This window comes from Plastoroseomonas hellenica (assembly GCF_018129085.1).
Lineage (GTDB): Bacteria > Pseudomonadota > Alphaproteobacteria > Acetobacterales > Acetobacteraceae > Plastoroseomonas > Plastoroseomonas hellenica.
Map to the genome: position 1 here is coordinate 1 of NZ_JAAGBB010000087.1, position 16,919 is coordinate 16,919.

The window sequence follows — 16,919 nt, forward strand, 5'->3', positions numbered from 1 at the left end:
CCGGCCGCGCCAGCAGCGCGGCCGGAAGCAGGAGGGCGGCGCGGCGGGTTGCCGTCATCCGGCGCGCGCCGGCTTGCCGCCGCCGGTGGTCTCCGCCGGGTCGCCGCGGCGCAGCCGCTTCTCCCCGGTGTAGAGCACGATCGGCGCCGCGATGAACACCGAGGAGGAGGCGGAGACGATGATGCCGAACACCATCACCTGCGCGAAGCCCGACAGCGTGTCGCCGCCGAACAGCAGCAGCGGCACCGCCGAGAGCAGCAGCGTCATGGAGGTGCCGACGGAGCGGTTCAGCGTCTCGTTGATCGATTGATCGACGAGCTGGCGCAGCGGCATCTGCTTGAACTTGCGCAGATTCTCCCGCATGCGGTCGAACACCACGACCTTGTCGTTGGCCGAGAAGCCGATGATGGTCAGGATTGCCGCGATGGTGGTCAGGTTGAACTCGACGCTGAACAGCGCCATGAACCCGATGGTCTTGGTGGTGTCGAGGATCAGCGTGAGGATCGCGGCGATGCCGAACTGCCACTCGAACCGGAACCAGATGTAGAGCAGCATCGCGACCAGCGAGACGGCGAGCGCGATCATGCCGCCGAGGAAGAGCTCGTCCGAGACGCGGTTGCCGACCGCCTCGACCCGCAGGATGCGGGTACCGGGTGCGACCCGTTCCAGGGATTCCCGGACACGGTTGACCGCGGTCTGGGTCTGCGTCTCCTCGCCCTGGGCGGGCAGGCGGAGCAGCACGGTGGAAGCGTCGCCGAACTGCTGCAGCCCGACATCGCCGAGGCCGAGACCGCCGACGGTGCCGCGGAGCACCCCGAGATCCGCGACGTCGGGCGTCCGGACCTCCATGACGATGCCGCCCTTGAAGTCAATGCCCTTGTCGAGCCCGGGGTGGAAGGCAACCACCACCGAGAGGGTTGAGAGGACCGCGGAGACGAGGAGGCCGGCCTTCGCGCCCTTCATGAAGGGAATCTTCGTGACATCGGGCACCAGCCGGAACAGCGGCCGGCGCAGGCGCTCGTAGAGGGAAGCGCCGGGTTTGGCGAAGGTCGGGATCTCCTTCGGGCGGGTCGCGCGGTACCACCAGGCGACCATGAGGCGGACGAGCGTCGTCGCCGTCCACATCTGCACGACGGTGCCGATCGCGACGGTGACGGCGAAGCCCTTCACCGGGCCGCTGCCGAAGGCATAGAGACAGATCATCGCGATCAGGTTCGTGAGGTTCGAATCCATGATCGTGCCGGAGGCCTTGCTGAACCCCAGCTCCAGCGCGCTGATCGGCGTCCGCCCGTTCTTCACCTCCTCCCGGATGCGTTCGTTGATCAGGATATTGGCGTCGAGCGCGGTGCCGAGGGTCAGCACGATGCCGGCGATGCCCGGGAGCGTCAGCGTGGCTTCCAGCAGCGAGAGCGCGGCCGCCATCAGCACCAGGTTGAAGGCGAGGGCGATGTTCGCGAACCAGCCGAGCAGCCCGTAGGCGAAGCCCATGTAGAGGAAGACGAGCAGCGCCCCGGCGCCGAGCGAGATGATGCCGGCACGGATCGCATCCGCGCCGAGCTCCGGCCCGACGCTCCGTTCCTCGACCACGGTCAGCGGCGCCGGCAGCGCGCCGGCGCGCAGCAGGACCGCGAGGTCATTGGCGGTGCGCGCGGTGAAGCTGCCGCTGATCTGGCCGCGGCCGCCGGTGATCGGCTCGCGGATCACCGGCGCGCTGATGACCTTGTCGTCGAGCACGATGGCGAAGCGGCGATTGACGTTCTCACGCGTGATCTGGGCGAAGCGGCGGGCGCCGACGGAATCGAAGGTGAAGTTCACCACCCATTCGCCGGTGCGGCTGTCCTGCCCGGCGCGGGCATCGGTCAGGTTGGCACCGTCCACCTCGACCCGTCGGCGGATGGGATAGCGCTCGGCCGTGTTCTCGCCGCTCATGAACACGACGCCGGGCGGTGCGACGGCGGCGCTGGGGTTGGCGCTCTCGTCGAGCAGATGGAAGGTCATCCGCGCGGTGCGGCCGAGAAGTTCCTTGATCCGGTTCGGATCCTCGATACCCGGCAACTGCACCAGCACGCGGCTGGCGCCCTGGCGCGCCACAAGGGCGTCGGCGACGCCGGTTTCGTCCACGCGGCGGCGGACAATCTCGATCGATTGCTCGACCGCGCTCGTCGCCTTGGCGCGCAGTCCGGCCTCGTTGAGTGTCGCGGTGACGGTGCCATCCGGGGCCGTGGTGACGTCGATATCCGGGGACTGGTTGCCCGCGCTGACCTGCACGGGATTGGCAAGCTCGCGGAGCGCGGTGGCGGCAGCGCCGGCCTGGGCCGGATCGGTGACGCGGACGCTCATGCGCCGGTTCGCGGCATCGGCGGCGAGCCCGGTATAGCGGATATTGGCGGTGCGCAGCCGGGTGCGGGCGCCGTCGACCAGCCCTTCCAGCCGCTCGCGCACCACAGCGTTGGTGTCGACCTCGAGCAGCAGATAGGAGCCGCCGCGGAGATCGAGGCCGAGGCTGATCTGCCGGGCCGGAAGCCAATCCGGGAAGACCGAGCGCGGCAACAGGTTCGGGACGCAGAGCAGCACCCCGATGGCGAGGAAGGTGATGATGGAAATGCTCTTCCACCGGGCGAAGTGCAGCATTGGGCCGGGTCGGTCCCCTGATTTAAAGGCGGCGGAGAATGGCGACGGCTCCCCCCCGGCGCAAGGGCCGGTGGCATACCGATACTTTAGCGCCTTTCTCCGCCCAGCGCACGGGCATCCGTTCCGTATTGCAAACGGAAGCCACGCTGGTGCGGCGAGCGGGTGATGCTAGAGAAGGGCGCCATGATCGATTCCCCGGAAAAGCTCGCGATCGCCGTTCTCGGCGTCGGCCATTTCGGCCGGTTCCATGCCCTCAAAGTGGCGGCCGGTGCCCGGACGCGGCTGTTGGGTGTCCATGACGCCGATCCGGCCCGGGCGGCAGCGGTGGCCGCCGAACTCGGGGTTCGTGCCGACGGTGCCGAAGCGCTGATCGCCGAGGCCGATGCGGTGATCGTGGCCGCGCCCACCCGTGCCCACTACGCGCTGGCCCGGATCGCGCTGGAGGCGGGCAAGCCGGTGCTGGTCGAAAAGCCGATCGCCGCGACGGTCGCGGAGGCGGAGGTGCTGGTCGATCTGGCGGCCGCCCAAGGGGTGGTGCTGCAGGTCGGGCATATCGAGCGCTTCTCGGCGGCCTTCCGGGCGGTGATGCAGGCGCCCGCCGGCGGCCGGGCGCTGAGCTTCGAGGCGGTGCGGGCGGCGCCCTTCCGCCCGCGCAGCCTCGATGTCTCGGTGGTGCTGGACCTCATGATCCACGATATCGACCTGGTCACGGCGCTGGCCGGCGGCCCGCCGGAGACGGTGGATGCGGTGGGCTGCGCCGTCGCCTCCGGGCGTCCCGATTTCGCCGTGGCGCATCTCGGCTTCCCGGGCGGGCGCCGGGCGACCATCACGGCGAGCCGGGTGAGCATCGCCATGGAGCGGCGGCTTCGGGTGCTCGGGACCGAAGGCGAGCTTTCGGTCAATTTCCTGGAGCGCAGCCTCGCCGTGCTGCGGCGCGGCGGCGCCGAGCCAGTGGCCACCATGCCGGGGAGCGGGCTGGACCGTCTCTCCTGGACCGATCACGACAGCCTGGAGGCGGAGCAGGCCGGTTTCGTGGCGGCGGTGCTCGGCGAAGCCCCACCGGTGGTGGATGGCGACGCCGGGCTGGCGGCTCTCAAGGTGGCGCTGGCCGTGGAGGAGGCGATGGAGAGGAACCGCCTTATCCCAGCAGCTTAGGGAGCTTTCTTCCGGCCAGTTATTCGAGCCGGATGTTCAGCTCCCGCACCTTGTTGGCCCAGAAGGCATTCTCGTCCCGCACCATGGCGCCGAATTCGGCGCGGCTGCGGACCGGCGCCGCCTCCAGGCCGTCGCGCTCCAGCTTCTGAATAAAATCAGAGCGCTGAGCGGCAATCTTCGCGGCCTGCTCGAAGCGTTCCATCTCGGCGGCCGGGGTTTGCACCGGGGCGAAGACGCCGTGCCAGCCGGTGATGACGATGCCCGGCATGCCGGCCTCGGCAAGCGTCGGGACGTCCGGCAGCGCCGAGAGGCGGGTCGCGCCGGTGACCGCTAGCGCCCGCAGCTTGCCCTCCCGGATCAGCGGCACCGCCGGCGGCGGGGAGGAGAAATTCATCGAGACCCGGCCGGCCACCACATCCAGCAGCGCCGGGCCGGTGCCGCGGTAAGAGACGTGCTCCATCTGGAAGCCGGCGGCTTCGCTGAACAGCAGCCCGGCCAGGTGGTTGTTGCTGCCGACGCCGGCCGAGGAATAGGTCAGGTCGCCGGCGGGGCGGGCGCGGCCATAGGCGGCGAGCTCCATCAGGTTGGTCGGCGGCAGCCGCGGATCGAGCGCCAGCACATATTGATAGAGCGAGACCTGGGCAACGGCGCCGAGGGCCGCCGCCAGGTCGAAGCGGTCGCCGCGCTGGAGGTGCGGATTGACCACGATATTGGTCGAGACGGCGAAGAGCAGCGTGGTGCCGTCCGGCCGGGCGCGGGCGACCGACATGGAGCCGACATGGCCGGCGGCGCCGCCGCGATTGTCCACCACCACGGTTTGCCCCAGCGCCTCGGAGAGATGCGGGGCGAATTCTCGGCCGACGATGTCGGTGCCGCCGCCGGCGGCATAGGGCACCACCAGGGTGATCGGCGGGCGGGACTGGGCCAGGGCCGGGGTCGCCAGGGTGGTGGCGAGCAGGGTGCGGCGGGTGAGGGACATGCGTTTCTCCGGCTGAGCCGCCCCCGCCTTCCTGCCCTGCGGCTGGCGCGGGCCGGGCAGCGCCAAGGAGCAAGGATGAAGGATCGGGGACGAGCAATTATGCGGGGCGAAGGAGCCCTTTGTCCCCACCCTTTTCTTCCAGCGCCCGCAGCACGGCTGCCGCGGCCGCCGCGCTCGGCAGCCCCTCCGGCGGCCGCAGCTTCGCCAGCACCTCCGCGAAGCCGGCGCGCTGGGCATCCCTTGCCGCGGGATCGGCGAGCAGGGTGTGCAGGGTGGCGGCCATGCGCTCGGGGGTCGCCCCGTACTGGAGGAATTCGGGCGCGACCTCGCGATCGGCGAGCAGGTTCACCAGGCTGGCGCGGGAGATCTTCACCAGCAGGCGGACGATCTGGTGGGTGATCGGGTTGATCCGGTAGGCGACGATATGCGGGATGCCGGCGACCGCCATCTCCAGGCTGGAGGTGCCGGATTTGATGAGGCCGGCGCCGCCGCGCGCGGCGACGGCGGCGAAGGCGTCGTGCTTGTCGGACAGGGCTTCGACCAGGATCGGGTTGCCGGGCCAGCCCTTTGCCGCGGCGCGGACCTGCGCCTCGACGATCGGGCCGATGGCGACGACCGGGCGCAGGCCGGGGTGGCGGGCATGCAGCGCGGCGATGGTGGGACCGAAGACCGGCAGCATCCGGGCGGCCTCCCCGCGCCGGCTGCCGGGCATGACGAGCAGTGGGATCTCGCCGGGAGCCAGACCGAATCTCTCCGCGAAGCGCTCCCCGTCGCCGGCATCGGCACCGGATTCGAGCACGGGATGGCCGACGAAATCGACGGGGATGCCGGCGGCTTCGAAGAAAGGCGCCTCGAAGGGCAGCAAGGCGAGGATGCCGTCGAGGACGGCCCGCAGCTTCTTCACCCGCCCCGGCCGCCAGGCCCAGACCTGGGGGGCGACGTAGTGGATCAGCGGAATGCCGAGATGGCGCACGCGCTCCGCGATGCGGAAGGCGAAGCCCGGGCTGTCGATGGTGACGATCAGCGCCGGACGGCGGGCGGCAATGTCGGCCTCGGTCTCCGAAAGCCGGCGGGCGAGGCGGCGGAGCTTCGGCAGCACCTCCAGCAGCCCCATCACCGCGAGGTCGCGATAGGGGAAGAGGGAGGGCATACCCTGCTCCGCGAGGCGCGGGCCGCCGATGCCGGCGAAGCCGAGGTCCGGCCGGTGCTGGCGCAGCGCCGCGACGAGGCGGGCACCGAGCACGTCGCCGGAGGCTTCCCCGGCCAGGATGTAAATGAGGGTCACGCTGCGTCGAGGAAGGCGGTGAGGCCGTTCTCGATGGTCTCCCGCGCGAGGTCGCGGACGATGAAGACCAGGCGGGAACTGCGGTCATCGCCTTCCGGCCAGGCGGCCAGGCGGACCGGCGGGTGAAAGACGTGCTGGACGCCATGCAGCACGACGGGACGGCTCTCACCCTCCAGGTTCAGGATGCCCTTGACGCGCAGCAGGCTGTCACCGCGGGTGACCATCAGCATCTCCAGGAAGCTGGCGATGGCATCGAGCTTCAGCGGCCGGCTGAAGCGGAGCGTGAAGCTGTGGATGCGGGCGTCGTGCCGGTTCGGGTCGTGGTGGTGATGGTGGTGATGATGCGCGTGGTGCGCCTCATGGCCGAGCCAATGCGCGACATCTTCGATTTTGCCGTTGGGCTCGAACGGCCCGGCATCGAGCAGCGCGTCGGGCGCCGCATCCGGGGCCAGGATCGGCGCGCCGGGGTTCAGCGCGGCGAGGCGGGCGCGCAGCGCCGCGACCGCATCCGCCGAGGCTAGGTCGGTCTTGGTCAGCACCAGGCGATCCGCGACCGCCGCTTGCTTCACCGCCTCGGGCTGGCTGTCGAGCGTCGCGTCGCCGTTGGCGGCGTCGATCAGGGTGACGACGCCGTCGAGGCGGAAGCGGCGCAGCAGCACCGGATCGCTCATCAGCGTGTGCAGGATGGGGGCGGGGTCGGCGAGGCCGGTCGTCTCGATGGCGACGCGGCGGACCGGGTGGCCGGCCTCGATGCGGAGTGCCAGGCCGGTCAGCGCCCGTTGCAGGTCGCCGCGGACGGTGCAGCAGAGGCAGCCGGCATTCAGCAGGACCGTATCCTCGTCGAGCGTCTCGACCAGCAGGTGGTCGAGGCCGACCTCGCCGAACTCATTGATGAGGACGGCGGTCCCGGCAAGGTCCGGATGCTTCAGCAGCCGGTTCAGCAGGGTCGTCTTGCCGGCGCCGAGGAAGCCGGTGATCAGGGTGACGGGCGTCATGCGTGGTTGTGGCCGTAGAGCTGGTCCGGGTCGACCAGGGGGGCGGCGATCGGCACCAGGGCATCCTCGCGGATCGCCATGAAGAAGCAGTTGCGGCGGCCGGTGTGGCAGGCGACTCCGGTCTGGTCGACGAGCGCCAGGATCGTGTCGCCGTCGCAATCGAGGCGAAGGTCGACCAGGCGCTGCTGCTGTCCGGAGGTCTCGCCCTTGCGCCACAGCGCGCCCCGGCTGCGGGAGAAATAGCAGACCCGGCCTGTGGCCAGCGTCTCGGCGACCGCCTCGGCATTCATCCAGGCCATCATCAGCACTTCCCCGGTATCGTGCTGCTGGGCGATGGCGGGGATCAGCCCGTCGGCATTGAAATGGCAGGCTTCCAGGAAGCGTGCGCGGGCTTCGGGGCAGGGTGGGGGTGGGGTGTCGGCCATGGCGATACGATATAACCTGGGATGAGCCGACAGGAGAATCCAGGCATGCCGGAAGTGGCAACGGCGGTGGAGCAGGCCGCGTTCGTCTGCGCGTCCCGGGGTGTGCAATTGACCGAGTTGCGGCGGCAGGTGCTGCGCCTGATCCTGGAGGCGGAGGCGCCGATCGGCGCCTATGCGCTGCTCGACAAGCTGCGCGGGCTCCGGGCCGGCGCCGCGCCGCCGACCGTCTACCGGGCGCTGGACTTCCTGCTGGAGCAGGGGCTGGTGCACAAGCTGGAGCGGCTGAACGCCTATATGCCCTGCGTCGAGACCGGGCATGCCCACCACGACGGCCATGGGCATGGACACGACCACCCGCACCAGTTCCTGATCTGCCGCAAATGCGGCGCGACCGCGGAGATCTGCGCCCCCGCGGTGGCCGCAGCGATCACGGAGGCGGCGCGGGCCCAGGGCTTCACGCCGGGAGTGGCGACGGTCGAGGTTGAAGGGGTCTGCGCGAACTGCGCCTGACACCCGATCAGTCCAGCCGCAGCGGCTCCAGCGCGTCGCCGACCGCGACCCGGCCGCCCTCGATCACCTCGGCATAGACGCCGAGGTCCATATGGCCGAAGTGGTCGCGCAGCAGCTTCGGCGGCTTGGCGTCGCGCTCGGCGGTCTCCGGGTTCACTTCGGTCGCCGGGCAGCGGACGATGCGCTTGAAGACCCGGAGCCGGGCGCGCCCCAGCATGATCTCCTCGCCCAGCAGGTCGAACTCTGCCCAGGGGGCGCCGCCCGAGACATAGATGTTCGCCCGGAACCGCAACGGATCGAGCCGCATGCCGGCCTTCTCCGATAGCGCGGCGACCGAGGCGAGGCCGATGATCGAGACGCATTTCCGCGCGACATCGGTGAAGGCGTGGCCTGGCGCCTCCACGAAGCGGGGCTCGCCGCGCGCCTCCTCGCCCAGGAAGGCGGCAAGGTAGGCGGCGATGGCGGTCCGGCCTTCGGCGGTGCGGGTGCTGGCGGCGAGCGGCGGCTCGCCGGGCCTGCGGATCGCGAGCTGGCCGATCCTCGGGTCGAAAGCCGAATGCAGCAGGGCGAGCCGGGCATTGGCCATCAGGCAGCCGAAATGGCGCTTCTGTAGCCAGCTCGGCGCCGTCTCGTCGAAGGGGGCGTCGCCTTGGGCGAGGGCGAAGCGGCGGTCATGCGGCAGGGTCTCGCCCTCGGCGAGCGCGACCTCCTCGAGCGCTTCCGCGGTCAGCCCCTTCACGGGGTAGCGATAGATCTTCTCGACGCGCATCACCCGGCCCTTGAAGCAGATCGAGGCACGTTACCACATCATGCCCGACGTTTTGTCCACCGTCGCCACTTCCAGGGGCGGGGGGCATGGGTCCGCTCAGAAGAGGGACAGAGGATGGACATCGAGAAATTCACCGACCGCGCGCGGGGCTTCCTGCAGGCCGCGCAGACCATCGCGATTCGCGAGTTCCACCAACGCATCACGCCCGAGCACCTGCTGAAGGCGCTGCTCGATGATGAGGAGGGTGCGGCCGCCGGCCTGGTGCGCGCCGCCGGTGGCGATCAGGCGCGGGTACAGCAGGCGGTCGCGGCGGCGCTGGCGAAGCAGGCCAAGGTCAGCGGCCAGGGCGCCGGGCAGCCGCAATTCACGCCGGAGATCGTGCGTATCCTGGATGCCGCGCAGCAGCAGGCGACCAAGGCGGGGGACGAATACGTCGCCCAGGACCGACTGCTGGTGGCGCTCGCCGCGTCCGACACCGATGCCGGCCGGGCGCTGCGCGCCGCCGGCGCCGATCCGCAGCGGCTGGAGAAGGCGGTCGCCGATGTCCGCAAGGGGCGCAAGGTCGACAGCGCCAATGCCGAGGCCAATTTCGACGCACTCAAGAAATATGCCCGCGACATCACGGAGGTGGCGCGGAACGGCAAGCTCGACCCGGTGATCGGCCGCGACGAGGAGATCCGGCGCGCGATCCAGGTGCTGGCGCGGCGCACCAAGAACAATCCGGTGCTGATCGGCGAGCCCGGCGTCGGCAAGACCGCGATCGTCGAGGGCCTGGCGCTGCGCATCGTGCGCGGCGACGTGCCGGAGGCGCTGAAGGACAAGCGCGTGATGGCGCTCGACCTCGGCGCCATGGTCGCCGGCGCCAAGTACCGCGGCGAGTTCGAGGAGCGGCTGAAGTCGGTCCTTGCCGAGGTCGAGCAGGCCGCCGGCCAGATCATCGTCTTCATCGACGAGATGCACACGCTGGTCGGCGCGGGCAAGGCGGATGGCGCGATGGACGCGTCGAACCTGCTGAAGCCGGCGCTGGCCCGCGGCGAGCTGCACTGCATCGGCGCGACCACGCTCGATGAATACCGCAAGCATGTCGAGAAGGACGCGGCACTGGCGCGGCGCTTCCAGCCGGTCTTCGTCGGCGAGCCGAGCGTGGAGGACACCATCTCCATCCTGCGCGGCATCAAGGACAAGTACGAGACCCATCATGGCGTGCGCATCACCGACAGCGCGCTGGTCGCCGCCGCGGCGCTTTCCAATCGCTACATCACCGACCGCTTCCTGCCCGACAAGGCGATCGACCTGGTGGACGAGGCGGCCTCGCGGCTCCGCATGCAGGTCGACAGCAAGCCAGAGGAGCTCGATGAGCTCGATCGGCGCCTGATGCAGCTCAAGATCGAGCGCGAAGCGCTGAAGAAGGAGGATGACAGCGCCTCGCAGGATCGCCTCCAGAAGCTCGAGAAGGAGGTCGCCGACCTTGAGGAGCGCTCAGCCCAGATGACGCAGCGCTGGGAGGCCGAGAAGGGCAAGGTGGTCGAGGCCCAGAAGCTCAAGGAGGAGCTGGACCGCGCGCGGACCGAGGTGGAGCTGGCGCAGCGCAAGGGCGATCTCACGCGCGCCTCCGAGCTGCTCTACGGCGTCATCCCGGGCATCGAGCGGCGGCTCGCCGAAGCCGGTGGTGCCGATGGCCGCCTGGTGAACGAGGCGGTGACCGATGAGGGCATCGCCGCGGTGGTCAGCCGCTGGACCGGCATCCCCGTCGAGAAGATGCTGGAGGGCGAGCGCGCCAAGCTGCTCGGCATGGAGGACAAGCTCCGCGCCCGGGTGGTCGGCCAGGACGAAGCGCTGACCGCCGTCGCCAAGGCGGTGCGCCGGGCGCGGGCGGGGTTGCAGGATCCGAACCGGCCGATCGGCAGCTTCCTGTTTCTCGGCCCGACCGGCGTCGGCAAGACCGAGCTGGTGAAATCCGTCGCCGGCTTCCTCTTCGACGACGAGCGGGCGATGACGCGCATCGACATGTCGGAGTTCATGGAGAAGCACTCGGTCGCCCGCCTGATCGGCGCGCCGCCCGGTTATGTCGGCTATGAGGAGGGCGGCACCCTGACCGAGGCGGTGCGCCGCCGGCCCTACCAGGTGATCCTCTTCGACGAGGTGGAGAAGGCGCATGACGACGTCTTCAACATCCTGCTCCAGGTGCTCGATGACGGGCGGCTGACCGACGGGCAGGGGCGGACCGTGGATTTCCGCAACTGCATCATCGTGCTGACCTCGAACCTCGGCAGCCAGGCGATCGCGGAACTGCCGGAGACCAGCGACATCGACGCGGCACGCCCCGCGGTGATGCGCGCGGTGCGCGAGCGCTTCCGGCCGGAATTCCTGAACCGGCTGGACGAGATCGTGCTGTTCCGCCGCCTCGGCCGGCAGGACATGGGCGCGATCGTCGAGATCCAGCTGGGACGGCTGCGCAAGCTGCTGGAGGATCGGAAGATCACGCTGGAGCTCGACCGCTCGGCGCGGGACTGGCTGGCGGAGGCCGGCTACGACCCGCTCTATGGCGCCCGGCCGCTGAAGCGCGTGATCCAGCGCAACCTGCAGGACAAGCTCGCGGAGCTGCTGCTGGAAGGCAGTGTCCAGGACGGCGCCACGCTCCGCGTCGCCGCCGGCCCCGAGGGGCTGGAGGTGACGCCGGAGGTGCGCGCGGCGGCCTGAGAGCGATCGGCGGGGAGGGCGGCGCCCTCCCCAGGCATCGGCGCGCTTCCATGTCACCCCCCGGCTCGGGCAAAATGGGGCTGGGAAGAAATGCGGCACGGCTCTCTCCGGTCTGGAAAGGGCTGATCCCCTGCGCGTGCTGCTGGTCGACGACGATGCCGAAAGGGCGGAGGCGGTGAGGGCCGGCCTGGAAGGGGCGGGCTTCACCGTCGCCGCGATCGTGGCCGCGCCCGGGGATCTGACCCGGCTGGTGCGGGAGAGCCAGGCCGAGGTCATTGTCTGCGACATCGACGATCCGTCGCGCGACGCGCTGGAGAGCATGCGGGCGCTCTATCGCGACGAGCCGCGGCCGGTGGTGGTCTTCGCCGGGAAGGGCCAGCCGGAGCAGATCGAGGCAGCGCTGGAGGCGGGCGTCGCCGCCTATGTGGTGGAAGGGCTGCATCCGGCGCGGGTGCGGCCGGTGCTGGATGTCGCCATCCGGCGTTTCCGCGCCCATCAGAGCCTCAGAGCGGAACTCGATGCGGCGCGGGCGACGCTCGAGGAGCGGGTTCTGCTCGACCAGGCCAAGCGCAAGCTGATGCGGGAGATGGGGCTGACCGAGGATGCCGCGCATCGGCGCCTGCGACGCATGGCGATGGACCGGCACCTCAAGCTGGCGGTGATGGCGGCGGAGATTCTGCGTATTTAGTAGGCAATTGTGCGCGTAATTTGGTCGAAAAAAGCGCAATACGAGATTTCTGCGCGAAATATGTGCATTTCTCTTGAGTGCGACGCAGCATTGCGATTGGAATAGGGGACAAGCGGGGATGCGCAATGGCGTGCATCCGATGACACCGCGCCCAGCCCTGACGGTCCAATGGCGGCCCGTCTCGACGCCCTCACGGGCTTCGGGAGAATCCGCGTGGTTGCAACCGCCGTCCTCGCTGCCCGACGTCCCGGCCTGCGCATTCATGCGCTGCGGATCGGCTATGTGCCGCTGGTCGACGCGGCGCCGCTGCTGGTTGCTGATGCCATCGGGCTGTTCGAGACGGTCGGGATCAGGGTGACGCTGTCGCCGGAGGCCTCCTGGGCGGCGGTTCGCGACAAGCTGGCGCTCGGCATGCTCGACGGCGCGCATCTGCTGGGGCCGATGCCGATCGCGCTGGCCGCGGGGCTCGGCGGGCTCTCGGCGCGGCTGAGCGTCGCCTGCGGCCTCGGGGCCAATGGCAATGCGCTGACCCTCTCCAACCGGCTGGCGGATGCGCTGGACGGGCCGGCGACCCCGCAAGGCTTTGCACAGGCGCTCCGCCGGCATGGCGCGCCGGTGACGCTCGCCGTGGTCTTCCCCTTCTCCTCCCACAATTACCTGCTGCGGCACTGGCTGGCCGCGGGCGGCATCGATCCCGACCGGGACCTCAGGATGACCGTGGTACCGCCGCCCATGGTGGCAGCCCGGCTGGCGTCCGGCAGTATCAACGGCTTCTGCGCCGGCGCGCCCTGGGGCAGCCATGCCGAGGCGCTCGGTGCCGGGCGCATGGTGCTCGGCAGCGGCGAGATCTGGCCGGACCACCCGGAGAAGGTGCTGGCTTTCGCCGAGGCCGCGCTCGATCGCGCGCCGGAGGCGGCGATTGGTTGCACCTCCGCGGTCATCGCCGCGGCGCAATGGATCGAGACGCCGGAGAACCAGCCGGAGTTGCTGCGCATCCTGAAGCAAGCCATGCCGCATCAGCTCAGCGAGCGGGAGCTCGGCGCCGCCATCGAAGGGCGGGTGCCCGGTCCGGCGCTGCGCTTCCGTCCGGCGACCTTTCCCCGCCGCGATGCCGCCGCCTGGTGGCTCGGCCAGATGCGGCGCTGGGGCCACGTCGCCTCCGAGGTGCCGACCGAGGACGCCCTGGCCCCCTACGGCGCCGCCCTCTGGCACGCCGCCGCGCAACGCCTGGGCGAGCCGGAACCACCGCCGCCCCCTCCGCCACCTGCCTACCCCCGGGAGAGCATCGCATGACCACCACCACCCGCCGCCAGGCCATCGTGGCGACCGCCGCCCTCTTCGCCGCCGCGCGCGCCGCGGCGCCGCACGGCGCCTTCGCGCAGGGTTCGACCACGCCGGAGGTGCGCGGCACCAAGCTCGGCTACATCGCGCTGACCGACAGCGCGCCGCTGATCATCGCCAAGGAGAAGGGCTTCTACGCCAAGCACGGCATGCCCGATGTCGAGGTGGACAAACAGGCGAGCTGGGGCGCGACGCGCGACAACCTGGTGCTGGGCCTCGCGCGCGGCGGCATCGACGGCGCGCATATCCTGACGCCGATGCCCTATCTGATGCAGACCGGGCGCATCACCCAGAACAACCAGCCGGTGCCGATGGCGATCCTGGCGCGGCTCAATACCAATGGGCAGGCGATCTCGGTCGCGGCCAAGCACCGGCCGCTCGGCGCGCGGCTGGACGCCTCGCCGCTCAAGGGCGCGCTGACGTCGGAGAGCAAGGTCGCGATGACCTTCCGCGGCGGCACCCACGACCTCTGGATCCGTTATTGGCTGGCGGCCGCAGGGATCGATCCCGACAAGGACGTGCAGACCATCGTGGTGCCGCCGCCGCAGATGGTCGCCAACATGCGCGTCGGCACCATGGACGCCTTCTGCGTGGGCGAGCCCTGGAACGCCCAGCTCGTCACCCAGAACCTCGGCTACTCCGCGCTGACGACCGGCGAGCTCTGGACGGATCACCCGGAAAAATCCTTCGCGATGCGTGCCGATTTCGTGGCGGCCAATCCGCGCGCGGCCGAGGCGCTCACCGCCGCGGTCATCGAGGCGGCGCGCTGGTGCGACGCGCCGGCGAACCGGGCGGAGATGGCCTCGATCCTCGGGCGCCGCGCCTGGTTCAACGTGCCGGCCGCCGACATCCTCGGCCGCACCTCCGGCACCATCGACTACGGCGACGGGCGCCGGGTCGAGAACAGCCCCCACATCATGAAGTACTGGCGCGACCACGCCAGTTACCCCTTCCGCAGCCACGAGCTCTGGTTCCTGACCGAGGATGTACGCTGGGGCGTGCTGCCGCAGGAGACCGACACCACCGCGCTGGTGGCCGCGGTGAACAAGGAAGGGATCTGGCGCGCCGCGGCCGCGCGCGCCGGCGTGCCGAATGGCGAGCTGCCCACCGGCACCAGCCGTGGGCGGGAGACCTTTTTCGACGGCAAGGTCTTCGATCCCGAGAACCCCGCCGCCTATCTCGACAGCCTCGCGATCAAGAAACTCGCAGGAGCCTGAGCCATGAATGCCATCGTGAAGACGAAGGCGGAGGCAGCGGCTTCCGTGCCGGTCGCCCGGCCGGCAGCGGCACCAGCGCCGGCGCCGCTGCCGAAACCCTCCCGCCTGATGCCGGTGCTGGCGCGGGTGGCGCCGCCGCTGCTGGTGCTGGCGGTGCTGCTCGTGCTCTGGGAAGTCGCGGCGAGCGGCCCCGGGGCGACGCTGCCGCCGCCGTCGCGCGTCTGGGCCGATGCGCATGACCTGATCGTCGATCCCTTCTACGACCGGGGCGGGCTCGACAAGGGGCTGTTCTGGCACCTACTGGCGTCGCTGCAGCGCGTCGCCATGGGCTTCACGCTCTCCGCGGTGGTCGGCGTGGCGCTCGGGATGCTGATCGGGACATCGGCCTTCGCAATGCGCGGGCTGGATCCGATTTTCCAGGTGCTGCGCACGGTGCCGCCGCTCGCCTGGCTGCCGCTGAGCCTCGCCGCCTTCCGGGAGGCGCAGCCCTCCGCGATCTTCGTGATCTTCATCACCGCGGTCTGGCCGGTGATCATCAACACCGCGGTCGGCGTGCGCAACGTGCCGCAGGATTATCGCAATGTCGCGGCAGTGATCCAGCTCCGGGGCTTCGGCTACTTCGCCCGCATCGTGATGCCGGCGGCGGCACCCTACATCTTCACCGGGCTGCGCATCGGCATCGGCCTCTCCTGGCTCGCGATCATCGCGGCCGAGATGCTGATCGGCGGCGTCGGTATCGGCTTCTTCGTCTGGGATGCGTGGAACAGCTCCAACCTCTCCGACATCATCGTCGCGCTGATCTATGTCGGCCTGGTCGGCTTCATGTTGGACCGGCTGGTGGCGCTGGCGGGGCATATCGTCACCCGCGGCACGGCCGCGAGCTGAGGGAGGAACAGCGATGAGCACGACAGCGTTTCTCGAGATCTCCCGCCTCACCGTCGCCTTCCCGCGGAGCCCGGCGCCGGTGCTGCGCGACATCGATCTGCGCATCGATCGCGGCGAGTTCGTCAGCGTCATTGGCCATTCGGGCTGCGGCAAGTCGACGCTCCTGAACGTCGTCGCCGGCCTGCTGAAGCCATCCCAGGGCGGGGCAGTGCTGGAAGGCAAGGAAGTCAGCGGGCCGGGGCCGGACCGCGCTGTGGTGTTCCAGAACCATTCCCTGCTGCCCTGGCTGACCTGCGCCGAGAATATCCGCCTCGCGGTCGACCAGACCCTGTCCCGGCAAATGTCGCGGGCGGAGCGGGCGGGCTGGGTCGCGCACAACCTGGCGCTCGTGCGCATGACGCAGGCGGCGGACAAGCGGCCGCACGAGATCTCGGGCGGCATGAAGCAGCGCATCGGCATCGCGCGGGCGCTGGCGATGAAGCCCAAGGTGCTGCTGATGGACGAGCCCTTCGGCGCGCTGGACGCGCTGACGCGGGCGCATCTGCAGGACCAGGTGATGCAGATCCACGCCGCGCTCGGCATGACCGCCCTGATGATCACCCATGATGTGGATGAGGCGGTGCTGCTCTCCGACCGCATCGTGATGATGACCAACGGGCCGAATGCGCGGATCGGGGAGGTGCTGCCGGTGCGGCTGCCGCGGCCGCGCGATCGGCTGGCCTTGGCCGAGCAGCCGGATTTCGTGCATGCGCGCAAGGCGGTGCTGGAATTCCTGCATGCGCGCCACGCCAATCCGGCCTTGGCGGCGGCCTGATCGAGGGCGACCCGGTGCTGGTGGGGGAGGCGGGCCTTTGTGACAATTTCATGCCGAATGCGGAAAGGATCGCGACAGGGGTTTGACACTTCCGTGGCAGCCGACTAGAAACCCGCCACGCCGACGACGTCGGGCCTTGACGCTGAGGGATGAAGACCTTAGCTTCTGCGGCCCACCTAGTAGGTGGCTCCTTCAGACCGATCGGTCGCCCGTCGCATCCGAGGATGCGAAGGGTGATCCCGCTTCGGTCGCGCTCTTTGACAATTGCATCTGGTTTGGAAGTTTTTTGTGGTCACTCTGCTTGGGTGGCTGGGGTGTTTGGTTGCTTGTGGTCTTGTCCCTTGGTTTTGGGGTGGGATGTGCGGTCGGCGCCTGGGTTTACGCATCTGCGAGGATGTGTGGGTCTTGGTGTTTGGCGCGGTGCGGGCGATTGGGCTCTGGCGATCTGGTTGGGTGGCGGAAGAGATGATGATGGTCAGTGGTATGGGTTGGGATGCGAATTGGTGGGCTTAGGCCTGCTGGTTT

The 16,919-nt window shown here is 69.8% G+C and carries 14 protein-coding genes; 8 read left to right on the forward strand and 6 right to left on the reverse strand.

Features of this window, described 5'->3' with window-relative positions; all coding sequences use genetic code 11:
- Positions 1 to 54: 54 nt before the first annotated feature.
- The gene (secD, locus tag GXW71_RS32740) at positions 55 to 2,631 is read right to left on the reverse strand and encodes a protein translocase subunit SecD (protein WP_211857925.1); all 2,577 of its coding nucleotides are present in this window, start codon (positions 2,629 to 2,631) and stop codon (positions 55 to 57) included.
- A 183-nt stretch (positions 2,632 to 2,814) separates the two neighbouring features.
- On the opposite strand from secD, the gene GXW71_RS32745 reads away from it, so the two are divergent.
- On the forward strand, positions 2,815 to 3,786 hold the full coding sequence (locus GXW71_RS32745; protein ID WP_211857927.1) for a Gfo/Idh/MocA family protein: 972 nt from the start codon (positions 2,815 to 2,817) through the stop codon (positions 3,784 to 3,786).
- A 19-nt stretch (positions 3,787 to 3,805) separates the two neighbouring features.
- Here GXW71_RS32745 and GXW71_RS32750 read toward each other — a convergent pair whose 3' ends face one another.
- From GXW71_RS32750 to hisI, 4 genes are all read right to left on the reverse strand, one after another.
- Positions 3,806 to 4,765, reverse strand: coding sequence for a Bug family tripartite tricarboxylate transporter substrate binding protein (locus tag GXW71_RS32750; RefSeq protein ID WP_211857929.1), 960 nt, complete (start codon positions 4,763 to 4,765; stop codon positions 3,806 to 3,808).
- A gap of 97 nt (positions 4,766 to 4,862) precedes the next feature.
- Positions 4,863 to 6,050, reverse strand: coding sequence for a lipid-A-disaccharide synthase (gene lpxB / locus GXW71_RS32755; protein ID WP_211857931.1), 1,188 nt, complete (start codon positions 6,048 to 6,050; stop codon positions 4,863 to 4,865).
- Positions 6,047 to 7,045, reverse strand: coding sequence for a CobW family GTP-binding protein (locus GXW71_RS32760; protein WP_211857933.1), 999 nt, complete (start codon positions 7,043 to 7,045; stop codon positions 6,047 to 6,049). Before GXW71_RS32760 ends, lpxB begins: the two co-directional genes overlap by 4 nt.
- The gene (gene hisI, locus GXW71_RS32765) at positions 7,042 to 7,470 is read right to left on the reverse strand and encodes a phosphoribosyl-AMP cyclohydrolase (protein WP_211857941.1); all 429 of its coding nucleotides are present in this window, start codon (positions 7,468 to 7,470) and stop codon (positions 7,042 to 7,044) included. The genes GXW71_RS32760 and hisI overlap by 4 nt, the downstream gene beginning before the upstream one ends.
- 45 nt (positions 7,471 to 7,515) lie before the next feature.
- Here hisI and GXW71_RS32770 point away from each other — a divergent pair, with 45 nt between their 5' ends.
- Positions 7,516 to 7,980 carry a transcriptional repressor gene (locus GXW71_RS32770; protein ID WP_211857949.1) on the forward strand — a complete coding sequence of 155 codons (465 nt, stop codon included), beginning with the start codon at positions 7,516 to 7,518 and terminating at the stop codon, positions 7,978 to 7,980.
- 7 nt (positions 7,981 to 7,987) lie between these two features.
- Here GXW71_RS32770 and GXW71_RS32775 read toward each other — a convergent pair whose 3' ends face one another.
- Positions 7,988 to 8,749, reverse strand: coding sequence for an MOSC domain-containing protein (locus GXW71_RS32775; RefSeq protein ID WP_211857951.1), 762 nt, complete (start codon positions 8,747 to 8,749; stop codon positions 7,988 to 7,990).
- 114 nt (positions 8,750 to 8,863) lie between these two features.
- On the opposite strand from GXW71_RS32775, the gene clpB reads away from it, so the two are divergent.
- The 6 genes from clpB (at position 8,864) to GXW71_RS32805 (ending at position 16,394) form a co-directional block, all read left to right on the forward strand.
- The gene (gene clpB, locus GXW71_RS32780; protein ID WP_211857953.1) at positions 8,864 to 11,449 is read left to right on the forward strand and encodes an ATP-dependent chaperone ClpB; all 2,586 of its coding nucleotides are present in this window, start codon (positions 8,864 to 8,866) and stop codon (positions 11,447 to 11,449) included.
- A gap of 136 nt (positions 11,450 to 11,585) precedes the next feature.
- The gene (locus tag GXW71_RS32785) at positions 11,586 to 12,137 is read left to right on the forward strand and encodes an ANTAR domain-containing response regulator (protein ID WP_367617419.1); all 552 of its coding nucleotides are present in this window, start codon (positions 11,586 to 11,588) and stop codon (positions 12,135 to 12,137) included.
- Positions 12,138 to 12,350: 213 nt separating this feature from the next.
- Positions 12,351 to 13,430 carry a CmpA/NrtA family ABC transporter substrate-binding protein gene (locus GXW71_RS32790; protein WP_211857955.1) on the forward strand — a complete coding sequence of 360 codons (1,080 nt, stop codon included), beginning with the start codon at positions 12,351 to 12,353 and terminating at the stop codon, positions 13,428 to 13,430.
- Positions 13,427 to 14,695 (forward strand): CmpA/NrtA family ABC transporter substrate-binding protein, encoded by a 1,269-nt coding sequence (locus tag GXW71_RS32795; protein WP_211857957.1) that lies wholly within the window; start codon positions 13,427 to 13,429, stop codon positions 14,693 to 14,695. The genes GXW71_RS32790 and GXW71_RS32795 overlap by 4 nt, the downstream gene beginning before the upstream one ends.
- Before the next feature lie 3 nt (positions 14,696 to 14,698).
- The gene (ntrB, locus tag GXW71_RS32800; RefSeq protein WP_246527108.1) at positions 14,699 to 15,580 is read left to right on the forward strand and encodes a nitrate ABC transporter permease; all 882 of its coding nucleotides are present in this window, start codon (positions 14,699 to 14,701) and stop codon (positions 15,578 to 15,580) included.
- Positions 15,581 to 15,593: 13 nt separating this feature from the next.
- Positions 15,594 to 16,394 carry an ABC transporter ATP-binding protein gene (locus GXW71_RS32805; protein WP_211857959.1) on the forward strand — a complete coding sequence of 267 codons (801 nt, stop codon included), beginning with the start codon at positions 15,594 to 15,596 and terminating at the stop codon, positions 16,392 to 16,394.
- The last annotated feature ends 525 nt before the right edge of the window (positions 16,395 to 16,919 follow it).

Excerpts from the sequence above, each read along its gene's own strand:
- GXW71_RS32745 (WP_211857927.1), top strand. The coding sequence starts at position 2,815 with ATGATCGATTCCCCGGAAAAGCTCGCGATCGCCGTTCTCGGCGTCGGC.
- secD (WP_211857925.1), bottom strand. The coding sequence starts at position 2,631 with ATGCTGCACTTCGCCCGGTGGAAGAGCATTTCCATCATCACCTTCCTC.
- GXW71_RS32750 (WP_211857929.1), bottom strand. The coding sequence starts at position 4,765 with ATGTCCCTCACCCGCCGCACCCTGCTCGCCACCACCCTGGCGACCCCG.
- hisI (WP_211857941.1), bottom strand. The coding sequence starts at position 7,470 with ATGGCCGACACCCCACCCCCACCCTGCCCCGAAGCCCGCGCACGCTTC.
- GXW71_RS32775 (WP_211857951.1), bottom strand. The coding sequence starts at position 8,749 with ATGCGCGTCGAGAAGATCTATCGCTACCCCGTGAAGGGGCTGACCGCG.
- clpB (WP_211857953.1), top strand. The coding sequence starts at position 8,864 with ATGGACATCGAGAAATTCACCGACCGCGCGCGGGGCTTCCTGCAGGCC.
- GXW71_RS32805 (WP_211857959.1), top strand. The coding sequence starts at position 15,594 with ATGAGCACGACAGCGTTTCTCGAGATCTCCCGCCTCACCGTCGCCTTC.
- GXW71_RS32795 (WP_211857957.1), top strand. The coding sequence starts at position 13,427 with ATGACCACCACCACCCGCCGCCAGGCCATCGTGGCGACCGCCGCCCTC.
- ntrB (WP_246527108.1), top strand. The coding sequence starts at position 14,699 with ATGAATGCCATCGTGAAGACGAAGGCGGAGGCAGCGGCTTCCGTGCCG.
- GXW71_RS32770 (WP_211857949.1), top strand. The coding sequence starts at position 7,516 with ATGCCGGAAGTGGCAACGGCGGTGGAGCAGGCCGCGTTCGTCTGCGCG.
- GXW71_RS32760 (WP_211857933.1), bottom strand. The coding sequence starts at position 7,045 with ATGACGCCCGTCACCCTGATCACCGGCTTCCTCGGCGCCGGCAAGACG.